At 73.1% G+C, this 18654-nt stretch carries 13 protein-coding genes; 11 read left to right on the top strand and 2 right to left on the bottom strand.

The genetic code is table 11. The features are described 5' to 3' along the window. Positions 1 to 319: 319 nt before the first annotated feature. Positions 320 to 709, bottom strand: coding sequence for a cell division protein SepF (locus tag ACZ5DC_RS01025; RefSeq protein WP_132783268.1), 390 nt, complete (start codon positions 707 to 709; stop codon positions 320 to 322). A 276-nt stretch (positions 710 to 985) separates the two neighbouring features. Here ACZ5DC_RS01025 and ACZ5DC_RS01020 point away from each other — a divergent pair, with 276 nt between their 5' ends. Further along, entirely contained in the window at positions 986 to 2707 is a 1722-nt protein-coding gene (locus tag ACZ5DC_RS01020; protein WP_468649883.1) for a hypothetical protein, read from the top strand. Here the strand turns inward: ACZ5DC_RS01020 and ACZ5DC_RS01015 are convergent. Beyond that, positions 2688 to 3203: a YceI family protein gene (locus ACZ5DC_RS01015; RefSeq protein WP_468648084.1), complete on the bottom strand. Its 516-nt coding sequence runs from the start codon at positions 3201 to 3203 to the stop codon at positions 2688 to 2690. The genes ACZ5DC_RS01020 and ACZ5DC_RS01015 overlap by 20 nt on opposite strands. Positions 3204 to 3332: 129 nt before the next feature. Here ACZ5DC_RS01015 and ACZ5DC_RS01010 point away from each other — a divergent pair, with 129 nt between their 5' ends. The 10 genes from ACZ5DC_RS01010 (at position 3333) to asnB (ending at position 18645) form a co-directional block, all read left to right on the top strand. Then, entirely contained in the window at positions 3333 to 3830 is a 498-nt protein-coding gene (locus ACZ5DC_RS01010; protein ID WP_468648082.1) for a MarR family winged helix-turn-helix transcriptional regulator, read from the top strand. A gap of 100 nt (positions 3831 to 3930) precedes the next feature. After that, positions 3931 to 5745, top strand: a complete 1815-nt coding sequence (locus tag ACZ5DC_RS01005) for a methylmalonyl-CoA mutase family protein (RefSeq protein ID WP_468648080.1) — start codon at positions 3931 to 3933, stop codon at positions 5743 to 5745. After that, positions 5745 to 7919 carry a methylmalonyl-CoA mutase gene (gene scpA / locus ACZ5DC_RS01000; protein WP_468648078.1) on the top strand — a complete coding sequence of 725 codons (2175 nt, stop codon included), beginning with the start codon at positions 5745 to 5747 and terminating at the stop codon, positions 7917 to 7919. Before ACZ5DC_RS01005 ends, scpA begins: the two co-directional genes overlap by 1 nt. A 7-nt stretch (positions 7920 to 7926) precedes the next feature. Further along, positions 7927 to 8931 carry a methylmalonyl Co-A mutase-associated GTPase MeaB gene (gene meaB / locus ACZ5DC_RS00995; RefSeq protein WP_468648076.1) on the top strand — a complete coding sequence of 335 codons (1005 nt, stop codon included), beginning with the start codon at positions 7927 to 7929 and terminating at the stop codon, positions 8929 to 8931. Between the two features lie 768 nt (positions 8932 to 9699). Further along, the gene (locus ACZ5DC_RS00990; protein ID WP_468648074.1) at positions 9700 to 11178 is read left to right on the top strand and encodes a sugar transferase; all 1479 of its coding nucleotides are present in this window, start codon (positions 9700 to 9702) and stop codon (positions 11176 to 11178) included. A 73-nt stretch (positions 11179 to 11251) separates the two neighbouring features. Next, the gene (locus ACZ5DC_RS00985) at positions 11252 to 12568 is read left to right on the top strand and encodes a nucleotide sugar dehydrogenase (RefSeq protein WP_468648072.1); all 1317 of its coding nucleotides are present in this window, start codon (positions 11252 to 11254) and stop codon (positions 12566 to 12568) included. Position 12569: 1 nt separating this feature from the next. Continuing rightward, positions 12570 to 13823 carry a glycosyltransferase family 4 protein gene (locus ACZ5DC_RS00980; protein ID WP_468648069.1) on the top strand — a complete coding sequence of 418 codons (1254 nt, stop codon included), beginning with the start codon at positions 12570 to 12572 and terminating at the stop codon, positions 13821 to 13823. Further along, complete coding sequence (locus ACZ5DC_RS00975; protein ID WP_468648067.1) at positions 13820 to 15190, top strand: Wzz/FepE/Etk N-terminal domain-containing protein; 1371 nt, start codon at positions 13820 to 13822, stop codon at positions 15188 to 15190. Before ACZ5DC_RS00980 ends, ACZ5DC_RS00975 begins: the two co-directional genes overlap by 4 nt. Then, positions 15187 to 16707 (top strand): Wzz/FepE/Etk N-terminal domain-containing protein, encoded by a 1521-nt coding sequence (locus ACZ5DC_RS00970; protein ID WP_468648065.1) that lies wholly within the window; start codon positions 15187 to 15189, stop codon positions 16705 to 16707. Before ACZ5DC_RS00975 ends, ACZ5DC_RS00970 begins: the two co-directional genes overlap by 4 nt. 3 nt (positions 16708 to 16710) lie before the next feature. Further along, positions 16711 to 18645 carry an asparagine synthase (glutamine-hydrolyzing) gene (asnB, locus tag ACZ5DC_RS00965; protein WP_468648063.1) on the top strand — a complete coding sequence of 645 codons (1935 nt, stop codon included), beginning with the start codon at positions 16711 to 16713 and terminating at the stop codon, positions 18643 to 18645. The last annotated feature ends 9 nt before the right edge of the window (positions 18646 to 18654 follow it).

Genomic DNA, 18654 nt, shown 5'->3' with positions numbered 1-18654 from the left:
CCGCCACGCATCCCCGCGACCGCCTCGCGCGCGGCCGGGACCGCATCTCACACGAGCCGAGCCGCGTCGCGCATGGCCGCGCCCGTGTCACGCACCGCCTGAGCCACGTCCCGCACCGGCGCCGCGTCATACCTCCATCGCGCGCCAAGGGGGCCGTAACGCGCACGGCCGAGCCGCATCACGCCCTGCCGGACTCCAGCGGCACGGGTGGGGTCCAGCGTCACGAGTGCGGTTCCGGCTTCACGACCGGGACTCCAGCCACGCGTCCTCGCGCGGCGCGCGGCGCTCCCGCACCCCCCGGCAGGGCGCGGCGCCGGGGTCAGCCGCCCGAGATCGCCGCGCCCTCCATGAGTCCGCTGACCTCCGTCCCGGGCGGGGTGAGGAGGAAGACGTTGCGGTCCACGCGGTGCATGCCGCTGCCCAGGCCGAAGACGACGCCCGTGCTGAAGTCGAGGACGCGCTTGGCGACGTCGCCCTCCGCGCCGGACAGGTCGAGCAGCACCGGCGCCCCGGCCATCAGGGTCTCGGCGACTTCCCGGGCGTCCGCGAAGACGTTGACACGCAGGACCACGAACCGGCGCCTAGTCTCGGTCTCGGCGTCGGGCAGCGAGCGGTGGTCCACCGCGGACGGCCAGGCGTCCCGGCCCCGCAGCGGCACGACCTGGGCGAGCCCTTCCCACTGTTCATCGGTGACGTCGTAACGGCTCACCGGCTCCCCCTGACCTGACTCGCACTTGTTCCCTGCACCTGCCAATTCTTACGCCAAGTCACCCGTTCGGCCCAACAACGACACGGTGCGCGACCGGGCCGGCCGTATCTCGCGCGTCACACCCTGCGTCAGATGTACGGATACGCCCGCTTCTTACCGGGCTCATACCCGACTCTTCATCGGTCCGCGCGCCCCGCTCACTCCTCCCCGCTAGCGTCGCGTGCCGTGCACTTGGCAGAGACACAGCAGGTGACACCCGGACGGCGGACATCGTCGGTGGTGTCCGCCGATCCGGGGGCCCGCGCCGCGGTGCCGGACGGCCCCGCGCAGTGGCACCGCGTACTGACGCTCCTCGCCGACGTGAGCCTGTTCATCGGCACGCGCTCGGTGTGGACCCAGGCGGCGACGCACCAGCTGGTCCTCGCGGGGGTCGTCTCGGTCTGCTACGCCTCGATCCTGGTGACCGGCGTGCTCGCCCTCACCGTCCGCCGGACGCGCTCGCTGGCCCGTCTGGACCTGGTGGTGCTGGCGACGGCGGTCACCCTCGCCCTGTGCGCCTGGGCCCTGAACCACGGCGGCGGTGACGAGGCGGTCCTCACCACCCAGGCCGCGCGGGAACTCGTCGCCGGGCGCCCGGTGTACGAGCAGCCCTGGCCCTGGCTGTTCCACGCCGAGGGCGTCGCGCTGACGCCGACCATGGGCGGCGGATACGACTTCACCTACGGCTACCCCCCGCTGGCCCCGCTGCTCACCGCGCCCCTGCTGTGGCTGGGTCACGGCGGCGCCCCGGCGACGGCGGCGGCGACGGTCGCGCTGGTCGTGGGCGCGGTGGTGCTGTGGCGGCTGCTCCCGGTGCCCTGGCGCTCGGCGGCGACGATGGTCTGCCTCGGCTTCGGCTTCCTGCCGATGTACGCCCGCCAGGGCTACCCGGCGATCATCGGCCTGGTCCTGCTGCTGCCGGTGGTGGTGCGCTGGCCCCGGCTCGGCGCGCGCGGCCGGCTGGGCGCGGCCGGGCTCGCGCGCGCCGCGTGTCTGGGCGCCGCGTGCGCCGCCCAGCAACTGCCCTGGTTCGTCGCGCCGTTCCTGCTGGCCGGGATCTACGCCGTGCGGCGCGGGGAGCTGGGCGGCCGGGCGGCGGCGCGGGTGCTGCTGCGGATCGCGGGGACCGCGGTGCTCACCTGGCTGCTGATCAACGTGTACTTCGTCGTGAGCGAGCCCGGCCGGTGGCTGCGGGGCATCGCCCTGCCGCTGACCCAGGGCGCGGTGCTGCACGGCCAGGGGCTGGTGGACGTCTCGCTGTACTTCACCCACGGCAGCGACCGCCTCGACTGGTACGGCCGGGCGAGCGTGCTGCTCGCCGCCGCCCTGCTGGCGGTGTTCGCGCTGTTCGTCCGGCGGCTCGGGCCGGCCGCGACCGTGCTGCCCTGGTGCGCGTTCTACCTGGCGACCCGGTCCCAGGACGGCTACTACCTGATGATGACCCCGCTGTGGCTGGCGGCGGCGGTGACCGCGCCCCTGCCGGAGTTCGCCCACGCCTGGCAGCCGCGGCCCCGCCCGTTCACCGGTCCGCGCCGCCGGGCGGCACTGGCCGTGGCCGGCGCCGCGCTGGTCACGCCCGCGCTGGTGAGCGCGGCCCTGGCGGTGACGGGGACGCCGCCGCTGCGGATGGACGTCACTGCGGCCCGGCGGACCCCGGCACAGACCTTGTCCCGGCTGACCCTGCGGGTCACCAACACGGGCGGCACCGCGCTCACCCCGCACTACATGCTCAGCGCCGGCCAGGGGATGGGCCGTTACTGGTCGCTGATGCGCGGCCCGGCGACGATTACCGCGCACCGCACGGCGACCGTCGTACTGTGGGCGCCGTCCGGTGATGTCCAGGCGCCGGTGAAGCCCGGTACCCGCTACCGGCTGCGCGCCTTCACGGCGGACCCGCAGACGCTGTCCACCCAGGACGTGCCCCGGGCGGCGCTGGGCCTCAGTCCGCGGCGCGGGTGAAGCGGAGCGCGGCCGTGACCGTGGTCAGGCCGCGCATCATGCCGAGCTGGTTCCAGCCCATGCCGAACTGCCCGCGGTCCACGCCGAACTCCGTCTCCAGGGTCAGCGCGTCGGCGCTCACGCCGGTCAGGCGGGCCGTGAGGGACAGGGGCCGGCTGACGCCCCGGACGGTGAGCTGCCCGGTGACCCGGACCGTGTCGTCTTCGAGCCGGTCCGCGCCGCGCACGGCGAAGGTGATCTCCGGGTGACGCTCGGCGTCGAAGAAGTCGGCCGACCGCAGGTGCGCGTCCCGCTTGGCGCTCTTCGTGTCGAGGGAGGCCGCGTCCAGGGTCACGGTGCCGGTGGCCGAGCCGTCGGGCCGCACCTCGCCGGTGCCGCCGACGCCGGTGAAGGCGCCCTTGACGGTGACCAGGCCCCACAGGGTCTTGTGCCGCAGACCCACGGTGGACGCGGTCGGGTCGAGCTGCCACAGGCCTGTCTCCACGGCGACGGTCATGTCGTACTCCAGGGGCTCAAAGGTGATTCAAATTTGGATGACCGGATCTCACGCTAGCCCCTCATCCAAATTTGGACAACAGCGCCCGGGTGCACTCGTACAAATTTGGACAACAGGTAGACTCGACCCATGTCCGCCTCCGACGCGCACACCGCCGACCAGCCCTCCTGCCCCCTCGGGCACGGCGACGGGCTGCTCCCGGGCGAACTGCGCGCCTGGATGGTCCTGCTGGCCGCGACCGGCGCCGTCGAGCAGCGGCTGCGGTCGGCCGTGAAGGAGACCCTCGACGTCTCCCACGACGAGTTCCTGATTTTGTGTCTGCTGGCGGAGCAGCCGCGCACCGGACTGCGGATGACCCAGGTCGCCGATCTCCTCGGCCGCCCCAAGACCCGCCTCACCTACCAGATCGCCTGCCTCCAGCGGGCCGGTCTCGTCAGCCGCACGACCGTGTGCGGCGACAAGCGGGGCGTGCAGGTCGCCCTCACCGACAAGGCCCGCGACCTGCTGCGCGAGACCTCCGCCCTGCTCGCCGGCACCGTCCGTCAGGCCCTCGCCGACTCCATGGGCCCCGAGCAGCGGGCGGCCGTGTGCGCCCTCGTCCCGGATCTGGAGACCGGGACCCGCTGAGCCGCCGGGCACGGAGAGACACACGTCACCACCGCAAGAAGAGAAACCTCACAGCCCGTGCTCCGCGCTTGCTCCGACAGCCTGCCCTAGCATCCGAGCCATGACGGTCCTGCCTGACGACGGGCTCTCACTGGCCGCCGAGTTCCCTGACGCGACACATGAGCAGTGGCAACGCCTGGTCGAGGGCGTCCTGCGCAAGTCCGGCAAGGAACTGACCGGCGCGGCAGCCGAGGACGCCCTGTCCACGACGCTGGAGGACGGGCTGCGCACCCGGCCCCTGTACACCGCGCGCGACAGCGCGCCCGACCCCGGCCTGCCGGGCTTCGCCCCCTTCGTGCGGGGCAGCCGCGCGCAGGGCACCAGCACGAGCGGCTGGGACGTACGGCAGCGGCACACGGCACTCGCCGACGGCACGGCCGACGCCGTGCTCGCCGACCTGGAGAACGGCGGCACCTCCCTGTGGCTGGTGCTGGGCGAGGGCGGCATCCCGGTCTCCGCGCTGGGCCGCGCCCTCGACGGCGTCTACCTCGATCTGGCGGCGGTCGCCCTGGACGCGGGCCGTGACACCGAGGCCGCCGCCGAGGCGCTGCTGCGGCTGTACGACGACAAGGGCGTCGACCCCGAGGCCGCCCGCGGCACCCTGGGCGGCGACCCGCTCGGGTACGAGGCCCGTACCGGCACCGCACTGGACTTCGCCCCCTTCGCCGCCCTGGCCGTCCGCTGCGCCGAGCGGTACCCGGGCCTGCGCGCGCTGACCGTGGACGCGCTGCCCTACCACGAGGCGGGCGGCTCGGCCGCGCAGGAGCTGGGCGCCTCGCTCGCCACCGGCGTGGCCTACCTGCGGGAGCTGACCGAGGCCGGGCTCGGCGTCGACCAGGCCGCCGCCCAGCTGGAGTTCCGTTACGCGGCCACCGCCGACCAGTTCCTGACCATCGCCAAGCTGCGGGCAGCGCGCCGGCTGTGGGCGCGGGTCGCCGAGGTGTGCGGGGCCCCGGACGCGGGCGCGCAGGTGCAGCACGTGGTGACGTCGCCGGTGATGATGACCCGCCGCGACCCCTGGGTGAACATGCTCCGCACGACGGTCGCGACGCTCGCCGCGGGGGTGGGCGGGGCGGACTCCGTGACCGTGCTGCCGTTCGACCACGCGCTCGGCCTCCCGGACGCGTTCGCGCGCCGGATCGCCCGCAACACCTCCTCCATCCTGATCGAGGAGTCCCACCTGGCCCGGGTCATCGACCCGGCCGGGGGCTCCTGGTACGTCGAGCGGCTGACCGACGAACTCGCCGAGGCCGCCTGGCAGTTCTTCCGGTCGGTGGAGCGCGACGGCGGCCAGGCCGCCGTCCTGCGCTCCGGCCGGCTGCGCACCGACCTGGCGACGACCTGGGCCGAGCGCTCCAAGCGGCTCGCCAAGCGGCGCGAACCCATCACCGGGGTCAGCGAGTTCCCGCTGCTGGCGGAGAAGCCGGTGGAGCGCGCGCCCGCGCCCGAGCCGCCGTCCGGCGGGCTGCCGCGCGTGCGCCGCGACGAGGCGTTCGAGGAGCTGCGCGCCCGCTCCGACGCCCATCTGGCGGCGACCGGCGCCCGGCCGCGCGTCTTCCTCGCCACGATCGGCTCCGCCGCCGAGTACACCGCCCGCTCGGCCTTCGCCGCCAACCTCTTCCAGGCCGGCGGCATCGAGCCGGTCGCCGAGGGCCGCTTCGAGGACAGCGGCGCCACCGAGGCCGTGCTGTGCTCCACCGACGCGCTCTACGCCGAACAGGCCGAGGAGACCGCGCGGGCGCTGCGCGCGGCCGGTGCCCGGCACGTCTTCCTGGCGGGCCGGGGCGACTACGCCGGCATCGACTCGTACGTCTTCGCGGGCTGTGACGCCGTGGACGTCCTGTCCGCGACCCTCGACCGCATGGGAGTGTCCTGATGGGAATCCCCGACTTCTCCGGCATCGAGCTGGGGACCCCGGCCGCCGACGCCACCGAGGGCGAGTGGCGTGCGGCCCTGGAGCGGGCCACCGGGGGCCCGCAGCCGCTGTGGGAGACCCCGGAGGGCATCGGGGTCAAGCCGCTGTACACCGGCCGTGACCTGGAGGGCCTGGACTTCCTGGGCACCTACCCGGGCATCGCGCCGTACCTGCGCGGCCCCTACCCGACGATGTACGTCAACCAGCCCTGGACGATCCGCCAGTACGCGGGCTTCTCCACCGCCGAGGAGTCCAACGCGTTCTACCGGCGCAATCTGGCGGCCGGCCAGAAGGGCCTGTCGGTCGCCTTCGACCTGCCCACCCACCGGGGCTACGACAGCGACCACCCGCGCGTGACCGGTGACGTCGGCATGGCGGGCGTGGCCATCGACTCGATCTACGACATGCGCCGGCTGTTCGACGGCATCCCGCTGGACCGGATGACCGTGTCGATGACGATGAACGGCGCCGTGCTGCCGGTGCTGGCGCTGTACATCGTGGCGGCGGAGGAGCAGGGCGTACCGCCCGAGAAGCTGGCCGGGACCATTCAGAACGACATTCTGAAGGAGTTCATGGTCCGCAACACCTACATCTACCCGCCGAAGCCGTCGATGCGGATCATCTCCGACATCTTCGCGTACACCTCGCAGCGGATGCCCCGCTACAACTCCATCTCCATCTCCGGCTACCACATCCAGGAGGCCGGCGCGACCGCCGACCTGGAGCTGGCGTACACGCTCGCGGACGGGGTGGAGTACATCCGCGCGGGCCGGGAGGCGGGCCTGGACGTCGACGCGTTCGCGCCCCGGCTGTCCTTCTTCTGGGCGATCGGCATGAACTTCTTCATGGAGATCGCCAAGCTGCGCGCGGCCCGGCTGCTGTGGGCGAAGCTGGTGCGGCAGTTCGACCCGAAGAACGCCAAGTCCCTCTCGCTGCGCACCCATTCGCAGACCTCAGGCTGGTCGCTGACCGCGCAGGACGTCTTCAACAACGTCACGCGCACGGCCGTGGAGGCGATGGCGGCGACCCAGGGCCACACCCAGTCGCTGCACACCAACGCCCTCGACGAGGCCCTGGCGCTGCCGACCGACTTCTCCGCGCGCATCGCCCGCAACACCCAGCTGCTCATCCAGCAGGAGTCGGGCACCACCCGGGTCATCGACCCGTGGGGCGGCAGCGCCTACGTGGAGCGGCTGACGTACGACCTCGCCCGCAAGGCGTGGGCGCACATCCAGGAGGTCGAGCAGGCGGGCGGCATGGCGCAGGCCATCGACGCGGGCATCCCCAAGCTGCGCGTGGAGGAGGCGGCGGCCCGCACCCAGGCCCGCATCGACTCCGGGCGGCAGCCGGTGATCGGCGTCAACAAGTTCCGCGTCGACAGCGACGAGCGGATCGAGGTCCTCAAGGTCGACAACTCCTCCGTGCGGGCGCAGCAGATCGAGAAGCTGCGCCGACTGCGGGCGGAGCGGGACGAGCGGGCCTGCCAGGACGCCCTGGACGCGCTCACCCGCGCGGCCGACGGCACGGAGAACCTGCTGGAGCTGGCCGTGCGCGCGGCCCGCGCGAAGGCGACGGTCGGCGAGATCTCCGACGCCCTGGAGAAGGTGTACGGGCGGCACGCGAGCCAGATCCGTACGATCTCCGGCGTGTACCGCAACGAAGCAGGCCAGTCCCCGTCCGTGGACCGCACCCGGGCGCTGGTGGACGCGTTCGAGGAGGCCGAGGGGCGCCGGCCGCGCATCCTGGTCGCCAAGATGGGCCAGGACGGCCACGACCGCGGCCAGAAGGTGATCGCGACCGCCTTCGCCGACCTCGGCTTCGACGTCGACGTCGGCCCGCTGTTCCAGACGCCGGAGGAGGTCGCCCGGCAGGCCGTCGAGGCGGACGTGCACGTGGTCGGGGTCTCCTCGCTGGCCGCCGGTCACCTCACGCTCGTCCCGGCGCTGCGCGAGAAGCTCGCCGAGGAGGGCCGCGAGGACATCATGATCGTGGTCGGCGGGGTGATCCCGCCGCAGGACGTGCCGGCCCTGCGGGAGATGGGCGCGGCGGAGGTGTTCCTGCCGGGGACGGTGATCCCGGACGCCGCCCACGACCTGGTCAAGCGCCTGGCGGCCGACCTCGGCCACGAGCTGTAGGGCCGCGATGGCCGCGATCGGTCTGGACACCTATGTGAAGGGTGTGCTCGACGGGAAGCGGGCCCTGGTGGCCCGCGCCATCACCCTCGTCGAGTCCACCCGGCCCCAGCACCGGGCGCTGGCGCAGCAGTTGCTCACCGAGCTGCTGCCGCACAGCGGCCGGGCGCGGCGGATCGGCGTCAGCGGGGTGCCGGGTGTCGGCAAGTCGACGTTCATCGACGCGTTCGGCACGATGCTGACCTCGCTGGGCCACCGGGTGGCGGTCCTCGCCGTCGACCCGTCCTCCACCCGCACGGGCGGCTCCATCCTGGGCGACAAGACCAGGATGGAGCGTCTGGCGGTCGACCCGGCGGCCTTCGTCCGTCCCTCCCCCAGCGCGGGCACGCTGGGCGGGGTCGCGAAGGCCACCCGGGAGTCGATGGTGGTGATGGAGGCGGCGGGCTACGACGTGATCCTGGTCGAGACCGTCGGCGTCGGCCAGTCCGAGACGACGGTCGCCGAGATGGTCGACTCCTTCCTGCTGCTGACGCTGGCCCGCACCGGTGACCAGTTGCAGGGCATCAAGAAGGGCGTCCTGGAGCTGGCCGACGTGATCGCCGTCAACAAGGCGGACGGTCCGCACGAGCGCGACGCGCGGGCGGCGGCACGGGAGTTGGCGGGAGCGCTGCGCCTGATGCACGGCAAGGACGCCTTCTGGACCCCGCCGGTGCTGCACTGCAGCGCCCGCGAGCCGGCCGGCCTCGACACGGTCTGGGAGCGTCTGGAGCAGCACCGCGCCCTGCTCGACTCCACCGGCCGGCTGGCCGCCAAACGCCGGGACCAGCAGGTCGGCTGGACCTGGGCGATGGTCCGCGACGAACTCCTCGGCCGCCTGCACGCCGACCCAGCGGTCCGCGCGACGGCACCGGACCTCGAACAGCAGGTCAGGGAGGGCCGGTTGACGGCCACGCTGGCGGCGGAGCGCATCCTGGCGGCTTTCGAGGGCCGTACGGCGCTTCCGGCCGAGGGCTGAGCGACGCCGGGCCCGCCGCGTCCCTTCGGCGCGGCGGGACCCGGCGGTACGACGGGTCACCGGCGGTACCGCGTAAAAATCCCTTCCGTGGAATGGACCCGGGTGTGCGATCCGGGAATCAGGGGAAGCGCGCGGCGCGAACAAACGCGCGGATATATGAACGTCAGTTCCTGAAGTGGTGGGCGGGGTCGGGCGGTAACCAGTGAAGACCGGCCATACCGCGCAGCGCTGGTTTCGATCACGCCGGTCGCCCACCGCACGGGCGCCCGGCGGCATTCAGGACGGCCCGCGCCATGATCGGCACGGCGCCCACCTCCCTCGGTCAGCGACATAAACCGCAGGTCAGAGGAGCTCCGCCGACACGATCACGTCGCGTGGAAGCCGCTGCCGGGGCCCGATGAGCCGCTGGGCGCGCGGTGGCGCAAAGGCGCCCGTGGGCGGTCACCGGGCGGTGGACCGAGCCCCAAAAGCCTGAGCACAAATTCCACACATCCTCTCTTCAGATCGGCCTTGATGGTCTAGATTGACCGTGCTTCAGCCGTTCGGACACTTGGCAGCCAATTAATGATCTTTAAGACCGGCGCAATGGAAGGCCGGTAGTCGCGTCCCCTGTGCCGGACGTATTGATGATCAATTCTGGGAGTCCGGGACGGCATGCGCGGGGGCGGGGGCCCCCGGGGGAGGAACAATGCGGGAGGCGGGGGCCTCCCGAGGGGGACGAACAGTGTTGGGCGAACACGTCGAACCACTGGGACCTGGGGGGGTTCTGTGCGGCAAGGGGGACTTGTCAGCCCGTTTCCGTCTGCGCGCGAGCGTCTGGCGAACGGGGCGGCCAGCCGGTCCATAACCGACTGGGAGCAGCGGTACCGCCGTACCGTGATCATCAGCGACACCGTGGCCACGGCCTGCGTGGTGGCGGCGATCGGCAACTTCTTCGGGGCCCGCGACGCGGCCAACTGGCATGAGAAGTGGGGGATACTCGCCTTCGGCACCGAACTGCTGGTGCTCGGGGCGCTCGCGGTGAGCCGGGCGTGGGCTCCGGCCGTACTCGGCCAGGGAGCCGAGGAGTTCCGGCGGCTCGGACGCTCGCTGTTCACGGCGACCGTCGTACTCGCGCTCGGCGGGATAGCCCTCACCTCCCGCAACATCAAGCTCTGGATCTTCGTCGCGGTCCCCGCGATCGCGCTCGTCACCATGACCGCGCGGTACCTGCTGCGCCTGTGGCTGCACAGGCAGCGCAAGGAGGGTCAGTGCCTGCGACCGGTGCTCGCCGCCGGGAGCGTGGCCACCGTGCGCGACCTGATCACCCGGACCCGCAAGTTCCCACACCTCGGCTGGCGCGTGGACGCCGTGTGCACGACGGACGGTCTCGGTCTCGACGGTGACGAACTGGACGGGGTGCCGGTCGTCGGCCGGCTCGCGGACGTCGCCAAGCACGTCCACCACGACGGCTACCGTGTCGTCGCGGTCACACCGGACCCGCACTGGTCACCGGCCCGGTTGCAGCGGCTGGCCTGGAACCTCGAGGGCAGCGACGCCGAGATGGTCGTCGCACCCGTGCTGATGGAGGTGGCCGGTCCCCGGCTGCACGTCGACGCGGTGCTCGGCATCCCGCTGCTGCGGGTCAGCATGCCGGCCTTCACCGGGGGCCGCCGGGCGGTCAAGGGCGTCGTCGACCGGATGGGCGCGGCGCTCCTGCTGCTGCTGTTCGCGCCGCTGATGGTGCTCGTCGGGCTGCTCGTGGTGGCGGACAGCCGGGGCGGGGCGTTCTACCGCCAGCGCAGGGTCGGCAAGGACGGCTGCGAGTTCACCATGTACAAGTTCCGCACCATGGTCGTCGGGGCCGACGGGGCGCGTGCCCAGCTGGCCCACCGCAACGAGGGCGCCGGCCCGCTGTTCAAGCTCCGCCGGGATCCACGCGTGACCCGGGTCGGAACCGTGCTGCGCCGGTACTCGCTCGACGAGCTCCCGCAGCTGTTCAACGTGCTCACCGGATCGATGTCGCTCGTCGGTCCGCGGCCTCCGTTGCCGGAGGAGTGCGCCGCGTACGACCCGGACATCCGGCGTCGGCTGCTGGTCAAGCCCGGACTCACCGGCCTGTGGCAGATCAGCGGGCGCAGCGACCTGTCGTGGGAGGAAGCGGTCCGCCTGGACCTGCGGTACGTGGAGGACTGGTCGCTCGCCCTGGACACAGTGATCTTGTGGAAGACGCTGCGTGCGGTGCTCTACGGGCAGGGCGCCTACTGATGTGCGGGGGCCGTCGTCCGGCCGGACGCGCGGACCGCAGGCCACCAGGCCTGCCTGGGGGGAGGAACGGGTCATGAGAGTCAGCGTTTTCGGGCTCGGCTACGTGGGCTGCGTGTCGGCCGCGTGCCTGGCCAGCATGGGGCACGAGGTCATCGGGGTGGACGTCAACCAGGTGAAGGTCGACCTGGTCAACGACGGCAAGGCCCCGGTGGTCGAGGAGCGGATCGGCGAGCTCACCGCCGAGGTCGTGCGGACGGGGGCGTTGCGCGCCACCGGCGACGTCCGCGAGGCGGTCGAGAACAGCGAGGTGTCGCTGGTCTGCGTGGGGACGCCGTCGGAGCCCAACGGCAGTCTGTGCACCACGTACCTGGAGCGGGTCACCGAGCAGATCGGCGCGGCGCTGGCCGAGCGCGGCGGGCGGCACACCGTCGTCTTCCGCAGCACCATGCTCCCGGGCACCTGCCTGAACCTGCTGGTGCCCATCCTGGAGAAGTACGTCGGCGGTACGGCCGGCGTGGACGTCGGGGTCGCGGTCAACCCGGAGTTCCTGCGCGAGGGCACGAGCGTGCGGGACTTCTTCGACCCGCCCAAGACCGTCATCGGCGAGCTGGACACGGCGAGCGGCGACACGGTGGCGGCGCTGTACGACGGCCTGCCCGGAGAGGTGTTCCGGGTGCCGGTCCCGACGGCCGAGGCGATCAAGTACGCGGACAACGCCTTCCACGGCCTCAAGATCGGCTTCGCGAACGAACTGGGCGCGGTGTGCCAGGCGCTCGGGGTCGACTCGCACCAGGTGATGGACGTCTTCCTGGCCGACCGCAAGCTGAACATCAGCCCCGCCTACCTGCGGCCCGGCTTCGCCTTCGGCGGCTCCTGCCTGCCCAAGGACCTGCGCAGCCTGGTGCACGCGGCGCGGCGGGCCGACGTCTCGGTGCCCATCCTCGCGCACGTGCTGCCCTCCAACTCCGACCATCTGCAACGCGCGGTGGACCTGGTCGAGCGGACCGGCAGAAGACGCATAGGCATGTTCGGGCTCTCCTTCAAACCCGGCACCGACGACCTGCGCGAGAGCCCGCTCGTCGAGCTGGCGGAGAGGCTCTTCGGCAAGGGGTACGACCTGCGGATCTACGACGCCAACGTGAACCTGTCCCGGCTGATCGGCGCGAACCGCGAGTACATCGAGAACCGGCTGCCGCACCTCGCGCAGCTGCTCGCGGACTCCGTCGGCGAGGTGCTGGAACACGCCGAGGTGTGCCTGGTCGGCACCAGGGACCCGGCCGTGCTGTCGGCCCTGCCCCAGGGCGGCGGACCGGTGCTCGTCGACCTCGTCCGCCTCCCCGACGCCGAGGCGCGCCGGGCCGAACCGGGGTACGTGGGCCTTGCCTGGTGACATGACGGGCGGCGCCGGCCCGGCCCGGCGCGCGCTGATCCTGGTGGAGAACCTGTCCGTGCCGTTCGACCGGCGGGTGTGGCAGGAGTGCACGACGCTGCGCGACGCCGGGTGGGAGGTGCACGTCATCTGCCCCCGGGGGACCAAGCGGGACACGGAGCCGGAGGCGGAGATCGACGGGGTGCGCATCCACCGCTACCCGCTGCGCGCCGCCACCGGAGGACCGGCCGGCTACCTGCGGGAGTACGGATCGGCGCTGTGGCACACGGTCCGGCTGGCCCGGAAGGTCGGCCCGGTCGACGTGGTCCACGCCTGCAACCCGCCCGACCTGCTGTTCCTGCCGGCGCTGTGGCTGAAGCGGCGCGGGGCGCGGTTCGTGTTCGACCAGCACGACCTGGTGCCCGAGCTGTACCTGTCCCGGTTCGACCGCGGCAAGGACCTGCTCTACCGCGGTGTGTGCGCGCTGGAACGGCTCACCTACCGGGCCGCGGACGTCGTGCTCGCCACGAACGAGAGCTACCGGGGCGTCGCGCTGCGCCGTGGCGGCCGGCGTCCGCAGGACGTCTTCGTGGTACGCAGCGCGCCCGACACCGAGCGGTTCCAGCCGGTGCCGGCCGAGCCGGAGCTGAAGCGCGGCAAGCCTCATCTGCTGTGCTACCTGGGCGTCATGGGTCCGCAGGACGGCGTCGACTACGCCCTGCGGGCCCTCGCGAAGCTGCGCGACGAGCTCGGGCGGACCGACTGGCACGCGGTGTTCGTCGGCGCCGGCGACACCTTCGACGCGATGGTGGAGCTGTCCCGCCGGCTCGGGCTCGCCGACCAGGTGGAGTTCACCGGGCGCGTCCCGGACGCCGACCTGGTGCGCTACCTGTCCACCGCGGACGTGTGCCTCTCCCCCGACCCGCTCAATCCGCTCAACGACGTGTCCACCATGAACAAGGTCCTGGAGTACATGGTGATGGGCCGGCCCATCGTCTCGTTCGACCTCCGCGAGGCGCGGGTCTCCGCCGGTGACGCCGCCGTCTACGCGCGCGCCAACGACGAGGCCGAGTTCGCGGGGCTCATCGCGCTGCTGCTGGACGATCCGGAGCAGCGGGCCCGGATGGGCAAGCTCGGCCAGGAGCGGATCAGCGGGCCGCTCTCCTGGCGCAACTCGCAGGCGTCGCTGCTCGCCGCCTACGCCGCTGCCTGCCGTGACCGCGCCCCGGTGTCGGCGGGCGGTCCGGTCCGGGCGGGGAAGAGGCCGCGACGTTGAGCGACGACACGATACGCCTGGTCGCGATCGGGCGGATATTCCACCGGCGCTGGCGGCTCCTCGCCGTCCTCGCCCTGGTGGGGGCGCTCGCCGGCTACGGCGCCTCCCTGCTGTTCCCGCCGCGCTACACGACGTCGGCCTCGGTCCTGCTGCCCGGTCAGTGGGAGGAGCGCGAACTGCTCACCCAGGTGGACATCGCGACCAGTTCGACGGTGGTCGACCGCGCCGCCGCCGCGCTCGGCTGGCCCGGCGTCAGCGGCACGGAGCTGCGGGACCAGGTGGCCGCCAAGGCCTCCGACGGCAACATCATCAAGATCTCGGGCACGGCCGACACCCCGGAGCGCGCGCAGCACCTGGCCGACCAGGTGGCCGACCAGTTCGTGAAGTTCGCGGCGCGGATCGCGGGCGGCGGCACCGACGTCAAGGCGGCCACCGGGCCCGCGGCGCTGCGGAAGCAGGTCGAGGAGACCAACCGCCGCATCAGCGAACTGGCGAAGGCGGCCGATCCGGGACAGACCGTGGAGAGCGTGCAGGCCCGCACCGAGCTGGAGAAGCTGCGCACGTCGCTGGAGGAGGCCATGACGAAGCTGGACCAGGCCGACCCGGCGAACACCGTGGCCGGCATGGTCGTCATGGGGCCGGCGGCCCGCCCGACCGGCGAGGCGCCGCCGACCAGGGTGCAGCTCGTCGTCGCCGGGGCGCTGCTGTTCTTCCTGCTCGCGGTCATCGGCCATCTCGTCGCCGCTCGGGCGGATCGCCGGCTGCGCACCGAGCCGGAGATCGCCGCGGCGCTGGGCTCGGCGCTCCTCGGCACCGTCGACGTGCCCGGCGAACGGCGGGGCGGGCACCGGCCGCAGGGCCGCGGCCCACGCGCCCGGATCCGCCGGCTCCTCGGCGTCGACACCCGGTGGGACCTCCCGGCCCCGCAGGCATCCGGCGACGAGGCCGGCCGGCGGATCCGCTACCGCCGGGTGTGCGCCCGGCTCCGGACCCGGGTTCCGTCTCCCCGGCGTCTGCTGGCCGTCGTACCGGACGGCGACGAGATCGGGGGCCGGGCCGCCGAACAGCTCGCCGCCGAGGCCAAGAGCGACCCGCAGCTGCGGGTGGTGCGGGTCCCGGTGGACCGGCCGGTCGTGCCGGACCGCGACACCGAGTCCGGCGCCCTGGTCGTCCTGAGCGCGGGGAGCTGGACCGCGGAGGAGCTCGCCGGCATCGCCGAGGCGTGCGCGGACGGCGGGCACGAGGTCGTCGGCATCGTCGTCGCCGGCCTGGTCCGCACCCGGCCCACGAAGACGGCCGCACGCCCTTCGGACGAGGCCACCCTGGCCCTCGCGGTACGCGGCCACGCGACGGGGGGTTCGGCGTGACGACGAGCACGGCACCGGAGCCGTCGGCCACCACCCCGCTCCTCGACCTCCAGGCACTGGTGGTCGCGGTGCGCAGGCGCCGCCGTCTCTGGTGCGCCCTGGCACTCCTCGGACTGCTGGCCGGCGCGGCCGTGGCGGTCCTGATGCCACCGCCGCCGACCGCGGTCACCAAGGTGCTGGTCGCGCACAAGGAGGACCAGCCGAACGACACCGGAACGCTGATCCGCACCGACGTCGAGGTGCTGGGGACCACGCGGATCGCCGAGAGCGCCCTGCGGTCGCTCAAGTCCTCCGAGAAGGCCGAGGACTTCCTGCGGGACTACCGGGGCGCCGGCGTCACCAACAACCTGCTGGAGATCACCGTCACCGGCGGCAGCGACGCGGAGGCGGTGGCCCGGGCCAGGGCCCTGGCCGACGCGTTCGTCGCGGACCACGTGCGCAGGATGCGGGCGACGGCGAACGCCGAGGCCAAGGCGCTGCTCGACCAGCGTGACCGCATGAAGGACGAACTCGCCCAGGTCAACAAGGACATCGGCGACCGGTCACCGCAGACGGCGGCCGACCCGCAGGAGTCGGCGAGCATCGAGTCGCTCTTCGCCCGGCGGGCCGAACTGACGACGCGGATCGCCGACTTCAACCAGCGTGCCGAGGAGGCGCGTGTCGGCACGCCCCAGGTCGTCGCCGGCACGGAGATCGTGGACGCCCCGCGCCCGGTGAAGCACTCGCTGCCCAAGTCGGCGGCCACCGACGCCGCGATCGGACTCGTCCTCGGCCTCGTCCTCGGCCTCTCCGTCGCCGCCGTGGGCGTCGTGGTCGCCGACCGCCCCGTGCTGCGCCGGGACATCGCGGCGAACCTCGGCGCCTCGGTCATCGCCGAGCTGCCCCGCCGGCCGGGCAGGCCCTGGCAGCGCCGACGGACCCGGCTGTCGCGCGAACGGCTCACCGCGCACCTCGCCCGTACCGTGCGCGGCTCCACGGAACCGGTGTCGCTGCTGGAACTCGGCTGTGCGCGCGCCACCGGTGCGATCGCCCTCGACCTCGCCAGGGCGATGGCGGCGGACGGGGCGGTGACCGTCGTCGACGCCCTGCCCGGCCCGCAGCTCGCGGACCGCCGCCCGAAGCCGGGAGACCCGACCGTGGTCAGCGGCGAGCGCGCCGCGGCCGTGCCGCCCCAGGAACGCCGGCTCGGCGTCGGCTCGGTGGCGCCCGGCACGGCGTGGACCGACCTGCGCCACCTGGGCACGCAGACCGTGCTCGTCGTGCGGGCCGGCCACGGCAGCGCCGCATGGCTGCACACCGTGGCGCGGCAGCTGGCGGACCAGCACATCGCGGTGATCGGTGTGGTGCTGATCGACCCCGATCCGCGCGACCGGACCGACGGCACGCTGTGGGACGGGCTGCACACCGCGCTCCGCGGCCGCAGCGAGCGCCCGGCCCAGCAGACGGGCCGGCGGCGCACGGAGCGGCAGCCGATGTGGGCCGCACGGGGCGCGGACAACGACCAGGAGGCACGGTAGGAGATGTGTGGCATCGCGGGTACGTACCGCTGGCCGGACGGCAAGGTCGTGACCGACCGGCTCACCGGCGCCCTGGCCCACCGCGGTCCGGACGGGTCGGGCCGGTACAGCCACCGGGCCGGTGACGGCGAGGTGCACCTCGGGCACCGCCGGCTGGCCATCATCGACCTGTCGGAGACCGGCGCCCAGCCGATGGTCTCGGGCGGCCTCGCCCTGACGTACAACGGCGAGCTGTACAACGCGCCGGAGCTGCGTGCCGAGCTGGCGGCCGCCGGGGTGCGCTTCCGCGGCACCTCCGACACCGAGGTGCTGCTGGAGGCCTGGCGGCGCTGGGGCACCGGCTGCCTGCCCCGGCTGCGCGGCATGTTCGCGTTCGGGATCTTCGACGAGCGCACCGGGGACCTCGTCCTCGTCCGGGACCAGCTCGGCATCAAGCCGCTGTTCCTGCTGCGGCGCGGCGCGGGCCTGGTGTTCGCCTCCGAGCTCAAGGCGCTCGCCGCCGTGACCGGCGGGCCGCTGGAGGTGGACCACGCGGCGCTGGTGGCCTCGCTGCTGTACTACTGGGTGCCGGACTCGCGGTGCGCGTTCCGCGAGGCGGAGAAGCTGCCGCCGGGCAGCTGGCTGCGGTGCCGGGCCGACGGCTCGGTGGAGCGCGGCCGGTTCTGGAACCTGCGGGAGGTCGCCGCCGAGGGCCGGGAGCGGGCCCGGGCCGGCGAGCGGCCGGACCTGGCCGCCGTCGTCGAGGAGTCCACCCGGCGCCACCTGCTGTCCGACGTGCCCGTGGCGACCTTCCTCTCCGGCGGGCTGGACTCCAGCTACCTGACCGCGCTGGCGGCCCGTCACCGGCCCGGCATCTCCGCCTACACGATCGGGTTCCGCGCCGAGGACGCCAGGTTCGAGGCGATGCCCGACGACCTGCGCTACGCCCGGCAGGTGGCCGAGCGGTTCGGCGTCGACCTGCACGAGATCGAGATCGCTCCGGACGTGCTCGACCTGCTGCCGCGGATGACGTACCACCTGGACGAGCCGATCGGCGACCCCGCCGCGATCAACACGTTCCTGATCTGCTCGGCCGCCCGGGAGGCCGGGGTCAAGGTGCTGCTGTCGGGGATGGGCGCCGACGAGCTGTTCGCCGGGTACCGCAAGCACCTGGCCAACCTGCTCGCGCTGCGCTACCAGCGCGTCCCGCGGCCCCTGCGGCGCGGGGTGTCCGCGGCCGTGGACCGGCTGCCGGTCGCCACGTCCCGCCGGGGGTACCGGTCGGTGCGCTTCGCGAAGCGGTTCCTCTCCTTCGCCGACCTGCCGGAGGAGACCGCGTTCCGGCGCAGCTACACCATGTACGACCGGGACGAGCTGCTCGCCCTCCTCGATCCGGACCTGGCGGGGACGGTCGAGGACGTGCTCACCGAGCACGCGGACACCTACCGGGACAACGACCTGGACGACTTCGTCAACCGCATGTGCCTGACCGACGCCCGGATGTTCCTGCCGGGTCTGAACCTCGCGTACACGGACCGCTCCAGCATGGCCGCGTCGACCGAGGTGCGGGTCCCGTACGTCGACGTCGAGGTGGTCAGGGCGGCCTTCGCGGTGCCCGGCGACCGCAAGATCGCCGGACGGCAGGGCAAGGCCGTCCTCAAGGAGGCGGCCGCCTCCGTCCTGCCACGGGAGATCGTGTACCGGCCCAAGGGCCTGTTCAGCGCGCCGCTGCGGGCCTGGATGAGCCGGGACCTGGCACCGCTGGTGCGTGAGGTGGTCGACGACGGGGAGCTCGTCCGGTCCGGGTTCCTGCGCCGCGGCGCGCTGCGGCGGATGGTCGCCGAGGACGCCGCCGGGCAGCGGGACTTCTCCAAGCATCTGTGGCACGTACTGACGCTCGAGTACTGGTATCGCGACGCGACCTCTGGGTCCGGCCAGCGCACTCGGATGACGGCTTAGGAATTCAGA

It is taken from the genome of Streptomyces sp. NPDC031445, assembly GCF_055581365.1.
This window is presented reverse-complemented; position numbering and strand designations above follow the sequence as displayed.